This is a genomic window from Thermodesulfatator indicus DSM 15286 (genome assembly GCF_000217795.1).
GTDB lineage: Bacteria > Desulfobacterota > Thermodesulfobacteria > Thermodesulfobacteriales > Thermodesulfatatoraceae > Thermodesulfatator > Thermodesulfatator indicus.
This window is the reverse complement of record NC_015681.1, coordinates 1,828,008-1,847,843: the sequence shown is the minus strand read 5'-3', so window position 1 is coordinate 1,847,843 and position 19,836 is coordinate 1,828,008. Positions and strand designations below refer to the sequence as shown.

Sequence of the window (19,836 nt, the reverse complement as noted above, 5' to 3'; positions counted from 1 at the left end):
TTATCCGTTATTTAAATATTTTTTCTTGTTTTCTTTGGCTTTTTCTTTTTTGATTTCAGTGGCTTTTTTGACTGTTTCTAGAACTTTCTCGGTAAGTTTAGGATCTTCTTCCAATGGGAATTCTTCTATGGTTTTACGGCGTGCATCAGCAAAAGCGCCCCTTGCCTTTGGTGTTCTAATAATAACTGAAGTCCAGCCATCAGGGGCTCCTATACCACCAAAAGAAATATCTGCAAATTCCGCCGCATAATCTTCACAGAATTTACAGGCTGGTCTTTTAAGGTCTTCCACTTCATCAAGAGGAATACGTTTCACTTCTCCATTTTGGAGTGTAATAATCAAAGCGTCTTTAATATTAATTTTGGCAATGTCATCCCACTTGAATCCACCTATCTCTTCAAGCTTCTTACGACCAGCTTCGTCAAAATTGAAATGCCCAGAACAGAAAAGGCCTAAAAGCATATAAAAAGTCTCTGAAGGAGCTACCTTAAAAAACTGCATCTTACGTAAGGTATGAATTTGACAAGGAGTTCCTACAATGGCTACCCGTTTAAGCTTTTCTACCATAGCCGGCCGCATTTCCTCAAAAGAAGGAGCAAAAGTACTATATTTTTCACTCCAATCCTGAACACCAGCAGAAACGTCATGATAAAATCCAGCCGCTTCAATCACCTCTTCGGCTGAAGTAACCAAAGAAGGAACTACTTTAAAAGGACTGATTCGTTTGGCCACAACAGCCCCGTCAATCATGCCTCTTTTGAAGAGATGGACCAAAAGAGCGGTAACCACTCCGCCATCTGTAGCCCTCTGGCGAATTTCCGGACTAATAGCACGGCCAACTTTAACAGCTAAGACCGGCCCAATCGGCGGCTCCCAGCCAATAGCTTTCATAAAGGCCTCTTCCTCATAGGCCGCCTCAGGGCACACCATGTAACAAACACCACATTCAATACACTTTTCTACATCTTTGTATTGAGGATAACCTTCTTCATTAAAACCTAAAGCGCCATAGTTAATGGCGGTACAAACAGATACACAACCACCACACCTGTGACATAAGCCCTTTTGTATTACTTCTTCCTGAAGATTCGCAAAAGTTTTCATAGGACACTCCTGTTAAACAAAAATAAATTATTTCATTAAGCCGCATATATTATTTATTTTTTTTTGTCAATAAAACTTTTTTGATACAAAAAATTAAAAAATTTTAACTATTCTATTAAAAAAATTGGAATAAAATTAATTTTTGTTAAGTATAAATTGCGAAGTTTAAAGAAACAAATCAAAAAAATACATTGTTTGAAAGCAGTTGATTTAAGATAATTGAAACTTATTTACGGTAAAAAGCTTATCAAGGACTCTTTAGCGTAAAGGCCGCAGCCCCAAACCTTTTGCTCGCAGCGTAAAATAACATAACCTTCTTCTATCTGGGCTGAAAAAGAAATCTTTTTCTCCCGACGCAGGCGGTCAAGTTCAGCTGGGGTAAGGTCTATTATGTTTTTAGTAGCCAGATGGCCGAAGCGCTGAAGGGCCGTTGAAGTGGGTTTAAGCCAGCGAGAAACACGCCTGGTAAAAAGAAGCCCCACAGTTTGTACTTTTAAACCTTGTAAAGGTTTAATTTCTGGTGGCTCTACAAAAAGCCAGTAATTTTTAGAAGTAGAGAGGAGAAGGTAACCACTAAAAGCGTTTTTAGGGATACCAAAGCGCTCTTCCCAAAAAGAAAGGACTTCGTCTCTTTCTTCAAAACTTGTTACTCGTGGCCACTTAGCCTCTTTGTGAATTTTTTTCACCTGCTTTTTTTTAGGCATTACATCAACCTCTTTATCTTGGCTACAAAAAAACCCACTGATTGCGTTTCATGCGGGTAAAATCTCGCCGCGTTAGCAAGCCCGGGATGAAGTATTTTTCCTTCCCATTCGGTTATCCCTGGGTGACAGGGCAAAGGATATTCACAGGGCAGAATCTCGGCCTGCCTTTTACGCAAAAGATAATCCACCACCAGTTCATTTTCTTCGGGATTAAAAGTGCAGGTAGAATAAACCACCACTCCGCCTACTTTTACCAGGTCAAAGGCCCTGACCAGTAGCCCTTTTTGAATAGCGGGAAGATTTGTATGGCCTTCTTTCTGGTAAAGGAGTTCGCCTTCATAACCCTGGCGGTAACGGCCTTCCCCTGAGCAAGGGGCATCTACCAGCACTTTATCAAAAGGAACTCCAAAAGGAAAAACCTCTCCTCGATACAAAGTGGTCATGGCCGAAGCCACACCCAAGCGCTTTAGATTAGCCACCAGGGCCGTAAGTCGATCCAGGCGACGGTCATTGGCGACAATTACCGCTTTATCTTTAGCCGCCTGAGCTATCTGCGTGGTCTTGCTCCCTGGAGCCGCACACATATCCAGTATATATTCACCGGGTTCAGGCTCAAGGGCGATTACCGGCAAAGCACTGCTAATAGTCATAGGATAAATGTAGCCAAGGTAATACTCTTCTGTATTGCCCAGAGGAAAATCACGAGGCTCTACCTTATAAAATTGAGGTAACCCTGGCACGGGCTCAGTTTGGACTCCCTGGCGGGCCAGGCCTTTTAACGCCATTTCAGGCTCGGGGCATTTGAGTTCGTTTAAACGGAAATAAAGGGGCAAAGGTTCTTTTAAATGCTCTAAAAATCTTTCAAAATCAGGAATTATGTCCTTATAACGTTCAAAATAGGCTGGAGCCTCTGAAAGCTTTAGCATTATTCCTTTCCGTTCCTTACCAGCTTAAAAAGCTCTTGGTGCGAATCAAGAATAATATCAGCTTCACGGAGGTGTTCGGGAGGTAAAGTGGTAGTTAAAGCCACACACAGAAGCCCGGCCCCTTTAGCACTTTTGATGCCAGCAGGAGCGTTTTCCACGGCGGAGGCTTCTTCAGCCTTAACTCCCACGGCCTTTCGCGCCAGTAGATAAGGCTCCGGATGGGGTTTGCGACGTCTAACTTTATCTCCCGTAAGAATAAAATGGAAAAGCTTCATAAGCTTTTCAGGCAAAATTTCTTTTAAGATTTCGTGGTGGGAGCTAGTCACAAGAGCAAGTTTTCTCCCCTCTCGCCTCAAGTCAGATAAAAGATCAGGAATCTCGGGAAAAGGCTTAACAAAAGCTTGGTATTTCTTTTTAAAAAGTTCTCGCTGGCGTCTTAAAACGGCTTCAAAAAGCTCTCTCGTAGGAGAAACTCCTTGATCCTCAAAAATTTTCCGAGAAGTTTCCGCTTCAATAGCCCCCTCATGAAGATAAAGGGCCTCTTCAGGCACATTTAAACCAAACTCCCGGAAAGCCTCCTGCCAGGCCCGCACGTGCCAGGGCATACTGTCAAGAACTACTCCGTCCATGTCAAACAAAATGGCTTCTTTATCTTTTAGAGTTTCCATTTATTAATCCGAATGTTTTTTACACAACAAAGTATCGCCGCTGACATAATCGCTAAAGCAAAGTAACCTTCGCTGTCACTGCGAGGCCTCGTTAGAGGTCGAAGCAGTCTCAGGGATTGCTTCGCTTCGCTCGCAATGACCGCTCTTGTCACCTATTTAATAGCATCATTAACAATACCTAATCGTTTTTTAATTTCTTTTTCTTCAAGGCCTTCAATGTAAACCTTTTTATGCTTTGAAGTAAAACCTGCCAACAACTTTAGATTTTTCTTAGACAGCCCTAACTTTTTGGCCAGAAAAGATATTAAAGCCTCATTAGCTTTTCCGTCAACAGGGGGAGATTTGACTTTGATTTTAAGAGCTTCTTGATAAAACCCTACTATTTCTTCTTTTTTAGCTTTGGGCTGGAGATATATCGAAAGCAAAAAGCCCTTTTCGTACTTTTCAAGCATTTATTCTTTAAAGGCGCGTTCTAAGTACTCTTCCCAGGTTTTAAGAAAGGTCTTGAACTCAATGAGTATTTTTTCTCTTTCATTTTTAAGGGTTTCTATTTCAAAAAGGATTTCATCTCGTTTATCTTTGGCCTCTTTTATGATACGATCAGCCTCTTCACGGGCTTCAAGCATAAAGGCCTTGGCCTCAGCCTCAGCTTCTCTTTTGATGCTTTCCGCCAGGGTTTCTGCCTTAAGCAAGGCTTCTTTAATAAGCTTTTCTTCGCGCTTGAGTTCTTCCACCTCTTTTTCCAGTTTAGCCACTTTATCTTTTAAAGAATTGTTTTCGCGCTGGAGTTCTTTAAAGGCTTCGGCTATTTCTTCAAGAAATTCATCTACTTCGCCTTTGTTATAGCCAAAAAGTGAACTTGAAAAACTCTTTTCCTGAATATCAAGGGGCGTAAGACTCATAAAATCACCTCAAAGAATAAGAAAGGTCATAAAGTACCGGAACTAAAAATTGTTGCAAAAAGATTATTATCAATATAGCTACCAACGGTGAAAGATCTATACCCCCCATGGGCGGCACCACTCTCCTAATACGCGAAAGCACGGGTTCAGTAATTCCGTAAAGAAATCTTACGATGGGGTTATATGGATCAGGGTTTACCCAGGATAGCAAAGCCCTGATGATTATAATCCACATGTAAATGTTAAGAGCTATATTAAGAACCGTAGCCAACGCTTGTAAAAAATGTGCTAAGACAAACATTTATTCTCCTCCCATCTAAAGTCCGCCTCGCCCAAAAGGACAAACCGGGTAATGACACTCCTTACATCCCAAACAAAAACCACCATGACCCAGCTTGGCTATATCTTCTCGCCCTAACTTTTCCCCACAAATTATTCTAGGTAACACTAAATCAAGCACTGTTACTCTAAAATACATCCCACAGGCCGGAATTCCAAGGATAGGGATATCTCCTTTATAGGCTACAAGAAACATAGAGCCTGGCAAGACCGGACTTCCGTAAACTAAAGAATCCACCCCGACATCAGCAATAGCCTTGGGGGTAACATCATCAGGGTCAACGGACATGCCCCCGGTTATCAGAACCATATCTGCCCCACCAGAAATAGCTTCTGAGATGGCCCTGGTAATAACTTCGCTATTATCAGGGCAAAAACGAGGGCCGCTAATTTCCAAGTCATAGCTTTTAAGTTTCGGGGCCAAGGCCGGAAAAAAAGCATCTTCCACCCGCCCGTAATAAACTTCGTTTCCCGTAATCACCAGGCCTACTTTCTTCATAACAGGCCTTTTTACGGAAACTACTTTTCTTCCAGAACAAATTTTTTCTACCTCTTGCAAAAGGCCTTCCTTAACTACCAGAGGAATAGCCCGCCCTGCTGCCACTGCTTCTCCTTCTCTCACCATAAAATTAGAGTGTTTGGTAGAAAGTATGATTTCACCAAGCATATTCAACTGATAAAGGGCCTCGGTATCGACCTTTAAAAGTCCTTTATAAGCAGCCCGAAGAACTACTTTTCCTTCTTTTATATGTGGGTCATATTCGATACCCTCTCCCGCCACAGCCTGAGCTAATCGTAAAGCGGCTTCGTCTTCGTGAACTTCATCAGGCTCAAGCTCGAGAACGTAAATGTGATCTTTGCCCATACGCTTTAAGCGCAAGATATCTTCTTCCCTAATAACATGTCCTTTTTTAAAAGCGGGTTTTTTAGATTTGCCTGGAAGGATTTCCGTAAGGTCGTGGGGAATGACCATCCCCACGGCCTCTTCCACAGGAACCTTTCTAGTTTTCATTGAGTAAATCCTTTCTTGCGGGCCTTCTGGTCATACGCTTCGATAATACGTTGCACCAGAGGGTGGCGCACTACGTCTTGCTTATCAAAGAACACAAAAGCTATGCCTTCAATACCTTGCAGAAGTTCTACCGCCTCCACCAAGCCACTTTTACGGGCATCAGGAAGGTCTATCTGGGTAATATCTCCGGTAATCACTGCCCGAGAGCTAAAGCCTAAGCGGGTAAGGAACATTTTCATTTGTTCAGAAGTAGTATTCTGGGCCTCATCGAGAATTATAAAAGCCTCATTTAAGGTGCGGCCTCGCATAAAGGCCAAAGGGGCAACTTCTATAACTCCTTTTTGTATAAGGCGCGAGGCCTTATCATAAGGAAGCATGTCATAAAGGGCATCGTAAAGCGGCCGCAAATAAGGGTTTACTTTTTCTATCATGTCTCCAGGCAAAAAACCGAGTTTTTCACCAGCTTCTACCGCCGGACGCACCAAGACAATACGTTGTATATCTCCTCGCATAAAGTAAGAAATAGCCATAGCCATGGCCAGATAAGTCTTTCCAGTTCCTGCCGGGCCAACCCCAAAAACGATATCGTGGTTCCTTATGGCATCAATATAGACTTTTTGGTTCAAGGTCTTGGGAGTGATGACCTTGCGTCCCGAACTTACAAAAACCGTTTCCAGAAAAATATCTTTTAAGTTGGCCAGGGGATTTTGGCTGATAATACGAGTAGCATACTCAACATCGCTCGGATAAAGAGTATAGCCGGCTTTAAGCAAGCCATAGAGTTGCTCACAGGTGCGGTCGGCAAGTTCAGTATCCAAACGCTCCCCGGTAATATGCATCTCATTTCCGCGCACCTGAATGTGCACGTTAAAGGCCCGTTCAATAGTTTTAAGGTGAGAACCTTTTTCACCGTAAAGCCAACGGGCTAAAGCGTTGTCTTCAAAAGTGCGTTGTAAAGTAATTACTTCTGGTGTTGCCATTTTTTCTTTCATAGCTTTCATTTTTCTTCTAATTTTTTTATCAATTTTTGTTTTTTCATAAGTATAACCATTTTTTAGTTTTTACCAAGGGGCTATACTCTAAGACTGGTTTTCTGGTTTTCAAGTTCTTCAAGGCGTTGATTATAGAAAGATATTACTTCACGACGGCTAAGCATACCCAAAAATTTTCCGGGGTCGTCTTCAGCCACCACAGGAAGGGTATCTATATTTCTGATGGTAAACTTTCGAAAAACAGAGTGAATGTCCTCGGAAGGATTAGTAGTAATCATATCTTTGCGAGCAACATCTCTAATTTTAAGTAGGTCCCATACGTCTGGTTGTTTTAAAATTTCTCGAATATCGTTTATAGAAAAAATTCCCGAAAGTTTTCCGTCTTTATTTACCACTGGAAAATAATGTTGTTCTGTTTCGTAAAAAAACTTAACAAAATCTTTAAAAGACATATCTTCAGGTAACACCAGCCATTTTTTTTGCGAAGGATCAAAAACATCTTTAACTTTGATACCCATTAAAACATCTAAGAAAAATTCCCCCTTGTGAGCTGGAGATTCAAATTTGGTGGGAACCTGCCACTCATAAAGACTCTGATATTTAAAAGCATCAGATAAAAATTTCTGGACAAAATAGGAAAGGACTACAGAAAGAGCCGCTGCTCCTAATAAGTGAAAAGCCCCTGTCATCTCAATAACCATAAAAAGAGCAGCTAAAGGCACCCGGGCCGCTGCCCCAAAAACAGAAAGCATTCCCAGTACAACAAATGCCCCTGGTGGCTGATTAAAAAAGTGGGCCAGCACGCCACCTAGCATAGCCCCTACAAATAAACTGGGAGCAAAAACTCCACCTGAGCCTCCAGAACCAACCGTTAGACCAAGAGCGATTATCTTGAGAAAAATGAGTATCATCATTAAATGAAAGGGAAGTGTCCCATCAAGGGCACTTTGAATCCAAGGATATCCTCCACCCAAAATCTGGGGAAAATAAATAGCCAAAAGCCCTACCCCTAGACCACCTAAAGCGGGTTTCAAAACTTGAGGAATTTTAAAAGACCTAAAAAGATCTCTTAAACGATAAAAAACTTCGGGTAATATAACAGCCACCAAACCTGCACAAATTCCAAGACTGACGAAAAAAAGATATTGATTCCACTGGGTTACAGGAATTTGGTGTACTTTAAAAAGAGGTTCCCAGCTTACAAAAACACCATTTAGTACATAACCAGTAACCGAGGCCAACAGGCAAAACAAAACAGCTCGGCTTTCAATGTCCATTTCGCTGTAAAGTACACCTATAGCGAACATAGCTGCTCCAATTGGAGAACGAAAAACTGCTCCCAATCCAGCAGCCATACCGATGAGAATCAAGAGTCGTCTTTCAGTTACAGATCTATTAGTAAGAGAGGCATAAATAGAGCCAATACCAGCGCTAATCTGAACTACCGGGCCTTCTCTGCCCGCTGAACCTCCTGAACCGATGGTTATAGCCGAAGCCAACATCTTTACAAAGGGAACCCGCGGCCTAATATAGCCATCTTCAAAATGGTAGGCCTTGATAGCCGCATCTGTACCGTGGCCCTCCGCCTCCGGGGCCAGGGTATAAACGATTAGACCAGATAATAAACCACCCAAGGTAGTGCTTACGGGAATTAAAAAACGAGCCGCTTCAGATAAAGGTTTGCCCGGCTCATACCCTACGAAAGTTTCTAAAAACAGATGATGAACATAATTTACCATAAAGGTGAAAACTTGAGCGGCCAAAAAGCCTACAAGCCCCAACAAAAGAGCATCAATAAATAGGCGGGTATGTTTCCTATTCACTAGGTCTCTTCTGCCTGTTTTTTAAGTTCCTCCAGGCGCTTGTTGTAAAACGCTATTACTTCTCGTCGGCTTATCATCCCTAAAAACTTTTTAGGGTCATCATCGGCCACCACTGGTAATTGGTCAATGTTTCTCAAAGTAAATTTCTTTAAAACTGTGTTGATGTCCTCTGAAGGATGAGTGGTAATCACATCTTTTCTCGCAATATCTTTGATTAAAAGAATATCTTTTAATTCCTCATTGAAAAGGAAAGGCCTGATATCGTTTATGGAAAAAATACCTACCAGATTTCCTTCTCTATCCACCACCGGAAAATAATGTTGCTCAGAGCGCCCGAAAAACTCTAAAAATTGCCTAAAAGTCATGTCTTCAGGGATGGTGGCCCAGACTTTATGGGGGTTAAAAATGTCTTTTACCTTTATGCCTGTAAGAATATCGGTAAAAAATTCACCTCGATGTGCTGGAGAATGAACCGGCGAAGGAACTTGAGATTCATAAAGGCTTTTATAAGGTAAAAATCTAGTGAGCCACGTTTGAATAAGATAAGCTAGCATAACCGAAAGAGCGGCAGCCGGCAGAAGCTCGAAACCTCCAGTAATTTCCACCACAATCAAACTATTGGCAATAGGCGCTCTCGCAGCAGCGCCAAAAACCGAAGCCATCCCCACCACTACATAGGCCGCTGGATCTTGACCAAAAAGGCTAGCCACAAAACCACCTAGCATTCCTCCTACATAGAGGCTCGGAGCAAAATCCCCGCCTGAACCGCCAGAACCAACTGTTAAAGAAAAGGCAAGGGCTTTAGCAAAGGCCAGCAGAAGCATCAAGTCCCCTGTAAGCTGGCCATTAATAGCCATTTGCACCCAGCCGTAACCAATCCCCAATATTTGAGGAAGAAAAAGGGCAAAAAGACCTAGAAGCAAGCCTCCTATGGCTGGCTTTACAAAAAATGGGCCTGGCATCTTTTCAAAATAGGAATGAATAAAGCCAAAGATATTAGGAAGCAAAGCCCCCATAATGCCGCTAAAAATTCCCAATACCGCAAAAAATAAATACTCATGGGTTTGGGTAATACCAATGTGGTGAGGAAGAATAAATAAAGGCTCCCAGCCCATAAAAAAGCCCGAGAAGGCATAAGCCACTACTGAAGCAATAATACAATAAAGCAAGGCCCTGGATTCAAATTCAATCTGGCTATAAAGAACTTCAATAGCAAAGAAGGCGCAGCCTATGGGTGAACGGAAAATAGCCGAAAGCCCGGCCGCCATACCCATCAGAAGAAGAAGGCGTCTCTCGTAAGGAGAACGCTTGGTAAGGTGGGCATAAATGGCTCCAATACCTGAACCAATTTGAGCCGTAGGCCCTTCACGACCCGCCGAACCACCTGAACCCAAAGTAATAGCCGAAGCAACCATCTTAACAAAAGGGACATGGTGAGGAACACGTCCTTCTTTAAAATGAAAAGCTCTAATGGCAGCATCTGTCCCGTGACCACGAGCCTCGGGAGCAAAAAAATAGACAATAAGACCGGAAAGAAGGCCTCCAAGAGTAGTAACTACCGGGATAAGCAGTAAACCATAGGGACCTATCCATTCTTTTAAGGACCCCCCTTCAGAGGGAAGCCCTGGGGGTTTATATTTGGCTAAATTATGTAAGAAAAATTCTTGAGAAAGGTTAACCAGATGGGCAAAAATATAGGCCGCTATAGCCCCCACAATTCCTAAAAAGAAAGCGTCAAATAAAAGCCATAAACGGCGTCTTTCCAATTGCCTCCACCTTATCTCTTATCTTTAAAATAAGTGTTTTTGCCTTTTGCTCTTATATAACGAATTTCTGACAATTCAAGAAGATATTAATTTTTAAATAAAAATCTTTGAAAAAAGATAACATGCCCAACCAACTGCGGCACTCCTGCAGCGCAATATATACTCTTGTGAGCCCCTTGCCTTCGCGAAGCATGAGCGGCGCTGAGGCGATCTCAGAGACCCCTTAGTTGTGTTCGGAATAGGGGCTGCTTCGTCGGCCCTACGGGCCTCCTCGCAGTGACGGGATGGTAGATGGCTGATGGTTGATGGCAAATAGCTGTTGGCCGATAGCCGATGGCTGTTGATAAGCTAATAACTCTTTGTTGGATAAAAAGTACCCATCAAAAAACTAGCCAAAAGAGCCGATAATGTGGGTTACACCACCTGTAATTCTTTTTATCAAACGATAAAGACTTTCCAAAGGGATAAAAATATTTTGATGCTCCTGAAAATAGCCTAAATATTGCTCACTTTGATAAGTAGCCTTTTCTCCAAAATCCTCGGCATTAGAGGAATGCTCAAGTAGAGGGAATATATCTTTCAAAACTTTGACGGCTTCTTCTACCTCTAGACAAAGAAGACGTTCAATAACTTCTTCTCTAGTGGTTCCTCTTTGGGGGCTAAAGTCTGGAATCTGAACAGCCAGAGTAAAGATGTTACAAATAATAGCCAATCTTACCGCGTGAAGAATTTCAAGATAATCTCTAACCCGCTCATCCATCCAGAGGCCGTCTCTTTCGTATAAAACTCCCGGCCTATTTCCTCTTATACTGTGAATAATTTGTAAAACCTCGGTAAAAAGCAATAAGTCTCGGCCAAAAAGACGGCCTATCTTAGAAAACTTTACGAAATAATCTTTATTCTCTAGGGCATTGGCTACCTGACGTAATTCCTCGGCATGAAGAGAATTATCGGCTTTGGCTGATAACATAAGCCAAAAACCAGGGTCTAACACATTTATATATCCCAGAAATGCATAAAAATCCGAAAAAGAAAGGGCATATTCCGCCATAGAAACAACGAGCTTAAACCTAGAAGATCGCCTTTCGAGATGTAAAAACATTTCGGGATTTTTTCCTATGGCCTGCCCTACTCCTCCCATGGGGATAGCTAATAAGCCTAATTGATGTAAAACAGCGTTATGCGGAATAGCCCTTATTTCTGCCGCTGTCAAAAGAGATTTTTCAATCTCAAACTGCCGCTTAACAGGCCTTGAACCAGTCGGAAAAAGAAAATTTCTACCGTAGTCGTTTAAAAGGAGCGCATAATCTGAATCTTGCATTAATCGCTCATTAAATTGCTGAATGGTGGTAAAAAACTCAAACACATAATCCCATTCCTGATAATAGGGATCATCATCGGAAACCTTCAAAGATTTTTCAAGGAATTCAAAAATTCGGGTCAAAACCGCAAGAGCAAGACAGGGGTTCAAAAGATAAACGTAACCATCACCACCTTGAAAGGAAACTTCCTCTTTTAAATTTATTCCAACTCTGAGCAACTCTTTACGACTACGAGGAGACATAAGATAATTAAACCGAGCCTCAAAACTAGCCGGGTGAGCACCTCTACCAATTGATTCTCCGTGGGTATTAAAAATAACCAGTTCTATATCGTTTAATTTTTGCTTGTCTAAAATTTTGGCTAAACGCCGGCGGAAATTTTCTATAATAAAGCCTGCAGCCGTCTGCCCTAGGTGACGGCCAGCATCGGAAAAACCAGTTTGCACACAAAGCCGCCCTCTTAGGAGGACATAATTGCGGTAGTAATAATCATTAAGCATTTCATCGATAATGCGTGCACCGCGAATCAAGGCCCTAGGCGTCTCAAGGAGGGGAGAAATATCTACAATTTCTTCTACGTTGAATAACTTAGCAAAATAAAGAGCCGCGATGGGAGTGAAACTACTCTCTGTTTCAGCTATCAAAAACCTGATCGGTGTCTCAGCGTCAATATATTTGGCCATTTGGGCAACTAACATGAAAAGCCGCTTGGCCGTAGTGCGCTCAGCCAGGAGAGAGCCAAAATTAATGGTAACGGGAGAAACCTCGGCCAGAAGTCTATCAAGGGCTTTGAGATATGTCTTTTTAGCACTGGGGTCTTCAGGGTCAGTCTCAAGGCCTATCAAGGTACGAATGGCGTTATGAATCTGCTTGGAATTCAAGCGCACGTGAATGTGCGAGCCTCCCAGGCCGAAGTTGTCAACCTCAGCTCGCAAAACACAGAGTCGGTGGAGTAGTTCTGGATAATCTTTAGCTTTGGCTATGGCCTCATCAATCCAGCTAATAAGGACGCTGGGCTTAGTCAGACGGCGCGAAAGCCCCTTGTACATCTTTTGAGATACGCGCCGTAAATCTTCAATGCTTTCGAGTTTATTTTCAGAAAGCCTGCGGAAAACGTCTATTTCTTCGTCTATCCCTTCAAGATTTTGCGTAACAGCACCTAAAGCCTCAGCCAATACTTCTCGTAAAGCCTTACTTCCCTCTGAATCAGAGCATAAGCCCAAAATATCTTGAAATTGTTGTTGATAGCGGGTTAGAGCCAGTTTCCTTTCTTCCAGGCGGAAAGTAAAAGATTTAGCCCAGTCAATGTCACGGCGGCCGTCTAAGTCATAACCTACCCAGGAAGCTACCGTTATCAAGCGTGGGTGAATCTCCCACCATTTATCAGGAAAATGTTCTCGCGCTACTTTAAATACCAGGTCATAGAGGAGCAAAATCGCTTTTTTGAGGTTGGAAATAGCCTCTAAAGCTAAAGCGTGTTCTTTATCAAGAGAAATGTTTGGCTCAGGTAAATGTTCCGTATGCAAAGCCTTTACGAGCAATTGTTTTATCTGCTCTTTATTTAAGGGCACGCCATCATTATTTCGGCCACTGGCCAGGTCAGAAAGGGCACGCAGGAGGTCAAAACGCAAAGCAAAAGTAGGATGAGCGGTTATAACTATCCCGAAAAACTCGCTAGATACTTGAGCGGCAAAAACTTCCCAATCGTTATCATCTAGACCGGGAATTTTTTTTATAAAATTTTCGATAAGTTTTAAATTCTTAAGCGGGTCCCTTTCCCCAACATATTGGCCCATACGTTCTGCTCTAACCACGTAGGCCTTGGTATCAAGAAACTGAACCAGCTGTTCTAGGGCAGAAAAAGTAACTTCTCCTTTTTCCAAACGGCGGGTAAGATTAATGGCCAAAAGTAAAATAGGATTGGCAAATGGATTTTCATCGGTTACTGAACGAAAATGCTTCAAGTGTATTTTTAGGTCTTCGTATAGGTCTAGTATGTTAGTTTCTCTATCGATAGGCTTAAAAAGAAGATTATTCGAAGGGAAAAGCTCTTTTTCCTCTGCCAATAAATTTTGAAAAATATCTCTTAGCATGTTTTTTTATGCTAAAAGTTTGACGTTAAAAATCAATACCTTAAAATTCCAAAATGAAATTTATTCCCACCTCCATATATAAAGTACTTAGAAATTTGGCCGAGGCCGAGCAAGAAATATACGTTGCCGGAGGGCCAATAAGGGACTCATTTTTGGAAAGGCCCTTCAAAGATATTGACTTAACTTTACCCAAAGGCGCCAGAGAAATAGCCCAAAAAATAGCCAGGAACTCCGATGGACATTTTATCCCCTTGGACGAAGAAGAAGGGGTTTTTCGAGTAGCAATAAATGATTTTTTCTTGGATTTTTCAAACTTTCGCCAAGGCAGCTCTTCTATTGAAAAAGATCTCGGCCTTAGGGATTTCACCGTAAACGCTATGGCTGTTACCCTTAAAGAATTTCTTTCTCTTAATCCCGCCTACTGGAACTTAATTGATCCCTTCGAAGGGAAGAAAGATTTATCACGTGGTTTATTGAGGGCCCTTGGCCGCCAAAATTTTTTAGACGACCCACTAAGAATGCTAAGAGGCTATCGACTGGCAGCTGAACTCGGCTTTACTCTCGACCTCCAAACTAGAAAATGGATAAAAGAACTTCATGAACATTTAAACTGCGTGGCCAAGGAAAGAATAGCCGCAGAGCTTGAAAGACTTTTTTCTCACCCTGCAGGAAAGGTTGTTTGGCTAATGGCCGAAGACTACATTTTGTTTGACATTTTTCCAGAATTAGAAATGGCCAGAGGAGTTGCCCAACCAACTTTTCACCATCTAGACGTTTTTGAACATATTTTGTTGGCCCTTGAAATGGCAGACCTAGTATTGGAATCCCCGAAAAAATATTTTGGTGAAGCTCTTTTTAATGAAGATCCTTTTGTTTCTATTAAAAAAAATTCTCGAACAAAAGCTGTCATCCGTTTAGCCGCCCTTTTTCACGACATAGGGAAACCTCATACTTTTGCCATAAGACATCGCATCACTTTTTATGAACATGACCGCGTAGGCGCTGAAATCTTTTTTAAGATAGGAGAAAGGCTGAGGTTTTCTAAAAAATTCAAAAAAGAAGTAGCACATTTAATAAGGCATCACATGCGGCCTTTTCACCTATTACACGAATTCAGGGCAGGCCGCCTTAGCCGCCGCGCCATGCGCAGACTTATAAAAGATGTTCCTAACTACCCTGCCCTTTTTATGGTAGCCATGGCTGACAGCCTGGCCTCTGCTGGACCTGATAAAGAATCAAATCTAGAAAAGGAATTAGCCGAGCTTTTCTGGGAGATTCACCGTTTTAATGAAGAAATATTGATAAAGCAGGAAAAAGAAAGGCTCGTTACTGGCCAAGATTTGATAGACCTTTTCGGCCTGGAACCAGGCCCTATATTTCGCGAACTTCTTGAAGCCGTAGAAGAGGCTCGCAGCGAAGGCAAGATAAAAACCCGCGAAGAAGCCCTTTCCTTGTTAGGATTTCTTATTCAAGAAAAATTCGGGGAAAATTTTAAATAAGCGAGAATTTTTCTTGCGAGGTCTTAATTTAACCCTGTCATTGCGAGGCCTCGCTAAAGGCCGAAGCAATCCCAAGGACTGCTTCGTCGGCCCTACGGGCCTCCTCGCAGTGACAGAGGGGGTGTCATTGCGAACCGGTTTTTTTATTTGTCATTGTATGGTTTTAAGTAAAGGGCAAAAGCATTAAAGTAAAAAAAGTTGGTAGGGAGGGACAGGCTGTTGAGTCATGGAACGTTTGCTTTTTAGCAAACTGTTCGATCGCAAGATTAGCCGTCCTTCCCTGTGTTTGAACAGTATCCGGGACGTTTCCAATTACGGAAACTGTCCGTATACAAGGCTAAACCTGGAAGGACCTCCCTACCAACAATCTTTATTTTATCTCAAAGAAAGGAGAATTGAAGACCTATGAAAAATTTATCTTTTCTTGGGGTGGATGTGGCCAAGGATACATTGGTTATTTTTGATGGCCAGAAGGTTTACGAGTTTCAAAATGAAAGGGGTTTAAAGAAATTTAAGAGGAAGTTTTTTAAGAAGAAAGAAGACAGGAAGAAAAGGGTGGTGATATACGAGCCCACAGGGCCATATTCGGTATTTCTGGAGGAGTTCTGTGCTACGAATATGATAAAAGTAGTATCCCTTAACCCCAGAAAAGTCCCCCGTTTAAGAGAAGTATTAGGTCACAGAGCAAAAACAGATAATCTTGATGCGAAACTGTTATACGAATATCACAAGATAGTTAGCGAAGACGAAATCAAGGAGATAGAATATAACGAAAATTTAGAGAAATTATCTTTATTGTTAAGTGAGTATCAATTATATCAAAACATAGAAAACAAGTTATCTAATTTTCTAGACTATTTAGATAGAGTACCAGTAGATAGTAAAGAAAGCAAAAAACACATACAGAAAAACTTAGAAGAAACAAGGCAGAGGCTTCAGAAGATAAAGAAAGAGATGGAGGAATTAGTAAATAAAGATGACGACATAAACAAAGGGGTTAAAGAAATAGAGAAAGTTAAAGGTATAGGGAAGATGATAGCGACATATTGTTACATCTTTTTTCGGAAGAGGCGGATAAGAAACCGGCGGGAGGTAGTAGCTCTAGCAGGATTGGACCCGGAAGTAAAGGAATCTGGTAAGAGGAAGCTGGTAACCAGGATAAGCAAGAAAGGGGATAATAGGTTAAGGAGTTTGCTTTTTATGGGGGCGCTTAGTGCCATAAGATGTAAAGAAGGGGGACTAAAAGAGTATTACGAAAGTTTGATAAAGAGAGGAAAACCGAAGAAAGTGGCCATAATAGCCTGTGCCAGAAAATTATTGATATTTGCTTTCTATAATTACAAAAAATGGCAAATGGAAGTTCAAAGTGCTTGACAAAAACCACAGTATCTTGCGAGCGAGCCGCAGGCGAGCGAAGTAATCCCTGTCGCGAGGCGACGTAGTCGCCGTGGCGATCTCAAAGATTCCTTCGCTCCGCTCGGGACAGGGACTGCTTCGCTCCGCTCGCAGTGACTGGCTGGCCATTGGCAGATGGATCTAAGTAACTTCTCACTTCTCATTCCATTTATTGAAACGAAATCATATAAATGTTATTTTTGTAAAGCGATATTAATTTTAGCCGGCGTAGCTCAGCTGGTAGAGCAGCGGATTCGTAATCCGCAGGTCAGGGGTTCAAGTCCCCTCGCCGGCTCTCTACTTACAGTCAAGTGCGGTCGGGTATTTCTGGTCAGAAATCCGAAGAAAATTTCGGCAAATCTCCAGTTACCTCTGGCTAGGAGGACAGCTCCTCCAGAACACTTGAAAAGCTAGAACGCAACAGAAGAAACCATCTCAAACCCGAAGTAACTTTTCTCTGTTTTGAGATGATTTTTTTAACAACATAGCTCCCACAATTGCTGTAAATGGGCCAGTTAAAACCAAACCAAAACTACCTACAAGTGTTTTAATAATTTCTGCAGCTACGTAAACAAAATTAAGGAAATTAACCAAGGGGACACCTTGAGCCATAAAAAACATGAGTACAGATATATATTCACCGCAATAAGCCAAAAGTAAAGTTGTAACCATTGTGCCCATTACATAACGGCATACTGTCATACCAGATAAGGCTAACTCAAAAAAACTAAGGTCAGGCCTCTTTTTGACTAACTCATCCATGCTAGAAGCGATATCCATAGATAAATCCATCAAAGCCCCAGAAGCAGACAGGAAGATAGCCCCAATATATATTTTGGTAAGGTCTAAATACTCAAAACCAGAGTATAGTAATGGTTCAGAAAAGGGCATAACTGCACCATGAATATGGGCCTTTTTAGTAGCATATATAGCTAAAATACAGGTAGTTATAACACCTAAAATAGACCCTAAAAAAGCAACCAAACTTTTTTGATTAAGACCTCCTACCAGAAAAATAATAGCCGTAACTATAATAATGACTATTCCAACAGAAAGATAAATAGGATTAATACCATTTAAAAGGGTAGGGATAAGTATCTTCCAAACAACTAAAACCGTAAAAATAAAAGATAATAATGCTCTAAGTCCAATCCAACCTCCAAACACAACAAGAAAAAAGGCAAACGATAAAAAAAGTATCAATTCTATATCTATTCTATAAATATCTTGAGCATTAACATAAAATATTTTATTATCCTTAGTCAAGGATAAAACAACCAAAACCTTATCACCTGGCTTAAAAATTTTATCAATATCCAGCTGCCCTAGTAGTTGATTAGTCGATTTTAAAATTTTTCCTTTAAAAGGGCCATCTAATATTTTAACAACTACATCTTGAGTTCCTGTTTTCACTAAACCATGCTGTATAATATCAGAGTTATCTACTTTTAAAATAAGACCTTTACAGCGGATCGATTTCCTTTCAGTTCTATGTTCAAACTTATTAGGATAAAAAAATAAAATGACGGATAAACAAAGAAAAAAACAAGCCATTATAAAATCTTTTTTATTAAAAGGCATAGATTTCTCCGAAAAATAAGACAAAAGGGGAGCATCTAAGGATACTCCCCCTTTTTTTAATAATATTTTTAGAAATTAGCAACTAAGGAACGGACGGTTTCAGTTGAATAGTTATTTACATAGTAAACTTTAGGAGTGATACCCATAGCTTTCATAATTTTCTTAGCTATATCAGTATTATCGTAATAACCATTAAATAAGTCAGCATAAATACCTACAGCAGTTGTTTGAATAGGAACACCAGTATGTTTATAAGATGTCCAAGCAAGACCTGCCTTATGATTCAAGATATGAGTAATAGTTACAGTGAGAGGATCATAACCACCATAAAGCAAATAAAGCTGAGGATCATGCTCATCATACTTACCTTTCATGCTAACTTCAAAAGCTTTTACCAACTGTACAATTTCATAAGGTTTTAAAACCATAGGATCAGAAGGATCACCAGAAAACTTGAGGCCAAAATATTTAGTAATTATAGGCTTAACATCTTCGAAGGTAATATATTTACTCTTCTTTAAATTTTTCATAATCTCATCAGTAAACATTTTGAAAGATATATTTTGATGATGGAGCACGTCAAAATAGCTAGCATATTTTGTGCCAGCAAAACCCAAGGTTAAACCTCCAGTTTCGTGATCCGCAGTCACTACAATAAGAGTATCCTTAGGGTGCTTTAAATAAAAGTCATAAGCTACTTTAATAGCATCATTAAAAGCTAAGGTATCTTTAATAGCTGTAACAGCATCATTTGCGTGACAAGCCCAATCTATCTTACCTCCTTCAACCATAATAAAAAAGCCTTTTTTATTATCTAATAACTGAATAGCTTTATCCGTTAATTCTGCAAGAGAAATATCAGCTGGAGTTTGATCAATAGCATAAGGCTCTGCTTTACCATCTGGTAAGCGTGGATTAATAACAATTACTTTGTCATCTCCTTTTTTCAAACTTTCAAATTCATTTTTATCGCGAATGATACGATATCCGGCATTACGTATAATATCAAAAGCATTACCCTGATAGTTTACACTATTATGTTTCTTATTGTTAGGGTCTTTAAAACCACCACCTCCAAAAAAGTTAAAATTGCTCTTAGCTAACTGAAGGGCAATATCATAGTATTGGCTACGTTTTTTTACGTGCGCGTAAAAACCAGCTGGAGTAGCATGATCAATTGAAACACTAGATATAATACCAACTTTCATCCCTTTATCTCTAGCTAACTCAGCAACACTTTTAATAACCTGCCCATCAGGTGTTATACCAATCATACCGATATTAGTTTTATGTCCACAAGCAATAGCTGTAGCCGCTGCTGCAGAACCAGTAATAAAACGATTAGCAGCGTAAGTAGTGGTTATACCCTGGGCTGGTAATTTATCCATCAGTAGTTTTTCACCAATAAACTGTTCGGCAGCCACACGCTGTGGAATGCCCATACCATCACCAATAAAAAGAAAAATGTATTTCGCTTTTCCGGCTTCTACTTGACCAACACTTACGAATAAAAGAAAAACAAATGACGCAACCAAAGTGGCTAAACAAGCTAAAAACTCTCTTCTGAAAACACCTTGCTTCATTTTAAGACCCCCAGAATTTATTTGGTGATACTCATAAATAGCTCCACTTTGTTACAAGAAGATGTTTAAAAAGTGACAAAACTGCAACAACACAAACTAGACTACTTTGCCTATCCCCAGCGCCAGC

Annotated in this window: 16 protein-coding genes and 1 tRNA gene; 3 read left to right on the top strand and 14 right to left on the bottom strand. The window is 40.9% G+C overall.

What is annotated here, in order from left to right:
* The 12 genes from THEIN_RS09055 to THEIN_RS09000 form a co-directional block, all read right to left on the bottom strand.
* Positions 1–1,104 (bottom strand): Coenzyme F420 hydrogenase/dehydrogenase, beta subunit C-terminal domain, encoded by a 1,104-nt coding sequence (locus THEIN_RS09055; protein ID WP_013908373.1) that lies wholly within the window; start codon positions 1,102–1,104, stop codon positions 1–3.
* A gap of 230 nt (positions 1,105–1,334) precedes the next feature.
* Positions 1,335–1,808, bottom strand: a complete 474-nt coding sequence (locus tag THEIN_RS09050) for a hypothetical protein (RefSeq protein WP_013908372.1) — start codon at positions 1,806–1,808, stop codon at positions 1,335–1,337.
* Entirely contained in the window at positions 1,808–2,734 is a 927-nt protein-coding gene (locus THEIN_RS09045) for an NOL1/NOP2/sun family putative RNA methylase (protein WP_013908371.1), read from the bottom strand. Before THEIN_RS09045 ends, THEIN_RS09050 begins: the two co-directional genes overlap by 1 nt.
* Entirely contained in the window at positions 2,734–3,402 is a 669-nt protein-coding gene (locus THEIN_RS09040) for an HAD family hydrolase (RefSeq protein ID WP_013908370.1), read from the bottom strand. Before THEIN_RS09040 ends, THEIN_RS09045 begins: the two co-directional genes overlap by 1 nt.
* A gap of 152 nt (positions 3,403–3,554) precedes the next feature.
* On the bottom strand, positions 3,555–3,854 hold the full coding sequence (locus THEIN_RS09035) for a DUF167 domain-containing protein (protein ID WP_013908369.1): 300 nt from the start codon (positions 3,852–3,854) through the stop codon (positions 3,555–3,557).
* Positions 3,855–4,304, bottom strand: a complete 450-nt coding sequence (locus tag THEIN_RS09030; RefSeq protein ID WP_013908368.1) for a DivIVA domain-containing protein — start codon at positions 4,302–4,304, stop codon at positions 3,855–3,857.
* Between the two features lie 4 nt (positions 4,305–4,308).
* Entirely contained in the window at positions 4,309–4,605 is a 297-nt protein-coding gene (locus tag THEIN_RS09025) for a YggT family protein (protein ID WP_013908367.1), read from the bottom strand.
* Positions 4,606–4,620: 15 nt separating this feature from the next.
* Positions 4,621–5,655 (bottom strand): molybdopterin-binding protein, encoded by a 1,035-nt coding sequence (locus tag THEIN_RS09020; protein ID WP_013908366.1) that lies wholly within the window; start codon positions 5,653–5,655, stop codon positions 4,621–4,623.
* Positions 5,652–6,656 carry a PhoH family protein gene (locus THEIN_RS09015; protein WP_013908365.1) on the bottom strand — a complete coding sequence of 335 codons (1,005 nt, stop codon included), beginning with the start codon at positions 6,654–6,656 and terminating at the stop codon, positions 5,652–5,654. Before THEIN_RS09015 ends, THEIN_RS09020 begins: the two co-directional genes overlap by 4 nt.
* Before the next feature lie 71 nt (positions 6,657–6,727).
* Complete coding sequence (locus THEIN_RS09010) at positions 6,728–8,470, bottom strand: chloride channel protein (RefSeq protein ID WP_013908364.1); 1,743 nt, start codon at positions 8,468–8,470, stop codon at positions 6,728–6,730.
* Positions 8,470–10,236, bottom strand: coding sequence for a chloride channel protein (locus tag THEIN_RS09005; RefSeq protein WP_013908363.1), 1,767 nt, complete (start codon positions 10,234–10,236; stop codon positions 8,470–8,472). The genes THEIN_RS09010 and THEIN_RS09005 overlap by 1 nt, the downstream gene beginning before the upstream one ends.
* A 388-nt stretch (positions 10,237–10,624) precedes the next feature.
* Positions 10,625–13,651, bottom strand: a complete 3,027-nt coding sequence (locus THEIN_RS09000; RefSeq protein ID WP_013908362.1) for a phosphoenolpyruvate carboxylase — start codon at positions 13,649–13,651, stop codon at positions 10,625–10,627.
* 53 nt (positions 13,652–13,704) lie between these two features.
* On the opposite strand from THEIN_RS09000, the gene THEIN_RS08995 reads away from it, so the two are divergent.
* The 3 genes from THEIN_RS08995 to THEIN_RS08985 all read left to right on the top strand — a co-directional run bounded on the left by THEIN_RS08995 (position 13,705) and on the right by THEIN_RS08985 (position 16,840).
* Positions 13,705–15,150, top strand: coding sequence for a CCA tRNA nucleotidyltransferase (locus THEIN_RS08995; protein WP_013908361.1), 1,446 nt, complete (start codon positions 13,705–13,707; stop codon positions 15,148–15,150).
* Positions 15,151–15,555: 405 nt separating this feature from the next.
* Positions 15,556–16,524, top strand: coding sequence for an IS110 family RNA-guided transposase (locus THEIN_RS08990; protein WP_013908360.1), 969 nt, complete (start codon positions 15,556–15,558; stop codon positions 16,522–16,524).
* A gap of 243 nt (positions 16,525–16,767) precedes the next feature.
* A tRNA-Thr gene (locus THEIN_RS08985) sits at positions 16,768–16,840 on the top strand.
* Positions 16,841–16,980: 140 nt separating this feature from the next.
* Here THEIN_RS08985 and THEIN_RS08980 read toward each other — a convergent pair.
* Both THEIN_RS08980 and THEIN_RS08975 read right to left on the bottom strand, forming a co-directional pair.
* Complete coding sequence (locus THEIN_RS08980) at positions 16,981–18,126, bottom strand: YibE/F family protein (protein WP_013908359.1); 1,146 nt, start codon at positions 18,124–18,126, stop codon at positions 16,981–16,983.
* Between the two features lie 68 nt (positions 18,127–18,194).
* Positions 18,195–19,709 (bottom strand): alkaline phosphatase, encoded by a 1,515-nt coding sequence (locus THEIN_RS08975; protein ID WP_013908358.1) that lies wholly within the window; start codon positions 19,707–19,709, stop codon positions 18,195–18,197.
* Positions 19,710–19,836 lie beyond the last annotated feature (127 nt).

Bases quoted from the DNA above. Each gene is read 5' to 3' on its own strand.
- THEIN_RS09025 (WP_013908367.1), bottom strand. From the start codon at position 4,605: ATGTTTGTCTTAGCACATTTTTTACAAGCGTTGGCTACGGTTCTTAAT.
- THEIN_RS09020 (WP_013908366.1), bottom strand. From the start codon at position 5,655: ATGAAAACTAGAAAGGTTCCTGTGGAAGAGGCCGTGGGGATGGTCATT.
- THEIN_RS08975 (WP_013908358.1), bottom strand. From the start codon at position 19,709: ATGAAGCAAGGTGTTTTCAGAAGAGAGTTTTTAGCTTGTTTAGCCACT.
- THEIN_RS09045 (WP_013908371.1), bottom strand. From the start codon at position 2,734: ATGCTAAAGCTTTCAGAGGCTCCAGCCTATTTTGAACGTTATAAGGAC.
- THEIN_RS09035 (WP_013908369.1), bottom strand. From the start codon at position 3,854: ATGCTTGAAAAGTACGAAAAGGGCTTTTTGCTTTCGATATATCTCCAG.
- THEIN_RS08980 (WP_013908359.1), bottom strand. From the start codon at position 18,126: ATGCCTTTTAATAAAAAAGATTTTATAATGGCTTGTTTTTTTCTTTGT.
- THEIN_RS08995 (WP_013908361.1), top strand. From the start codon at position 13,705: ATGAAATTTATTCCCACCTCCATATATAAAGTACTTAGAAATTTGGCC.
- THEIN_RS09000 (WP_013908362.1), bottom strand. From the start codon at position 13,651: ATGCTAAGAGATATTTTTCAAAATTTATTGGCAGAGGAAAAAGAGCTT.
- THEIN_RS09030 (WP_013908368.1), bottom strand. From the start codon at position 4,304: ATGAGTCTTACGCCCCTTGATATTCAGGAAAAGAGTTTTTCAAGTTCA.
- THEIN_RS08990 (WP_013908360.1), top strand. From the start codon at position 15,556: ATGAAAAATTTATCTTTTCTTGGGGTGGATGTGGCCAAGGATACATTG.
- THEIN_RS09050 (WP_013908372.1), bottom strand. From the start codon at position 1,808: ATGCCTAAAAAAAAGCAGGTGAAAAAAATTCACAAAGAGGCTAAGTGG.
- THEIN_RS09015 (WP_013908365.1), bottom strand. From the start codon at position 6,656: ATGAAAGCTATGAAAGAAAAAATGGCAACACCAGAAGTAATTACTTTA.
- THEIN_RS09040 (WP_013908370.1), bottom strand. From the start codon at position 3,402: ATGGAAACTCTAAAAGATAAAGAAGCCATTTTGTTTGACATGGACGGA.
- THEIN_RS09055 (WP_013908373.1), bottom strand. From the start codon at position 1,104: ATGAAAACTTTTGCGAATCTTCAGGAAGAAGTAATACAAAAGGGCTTA.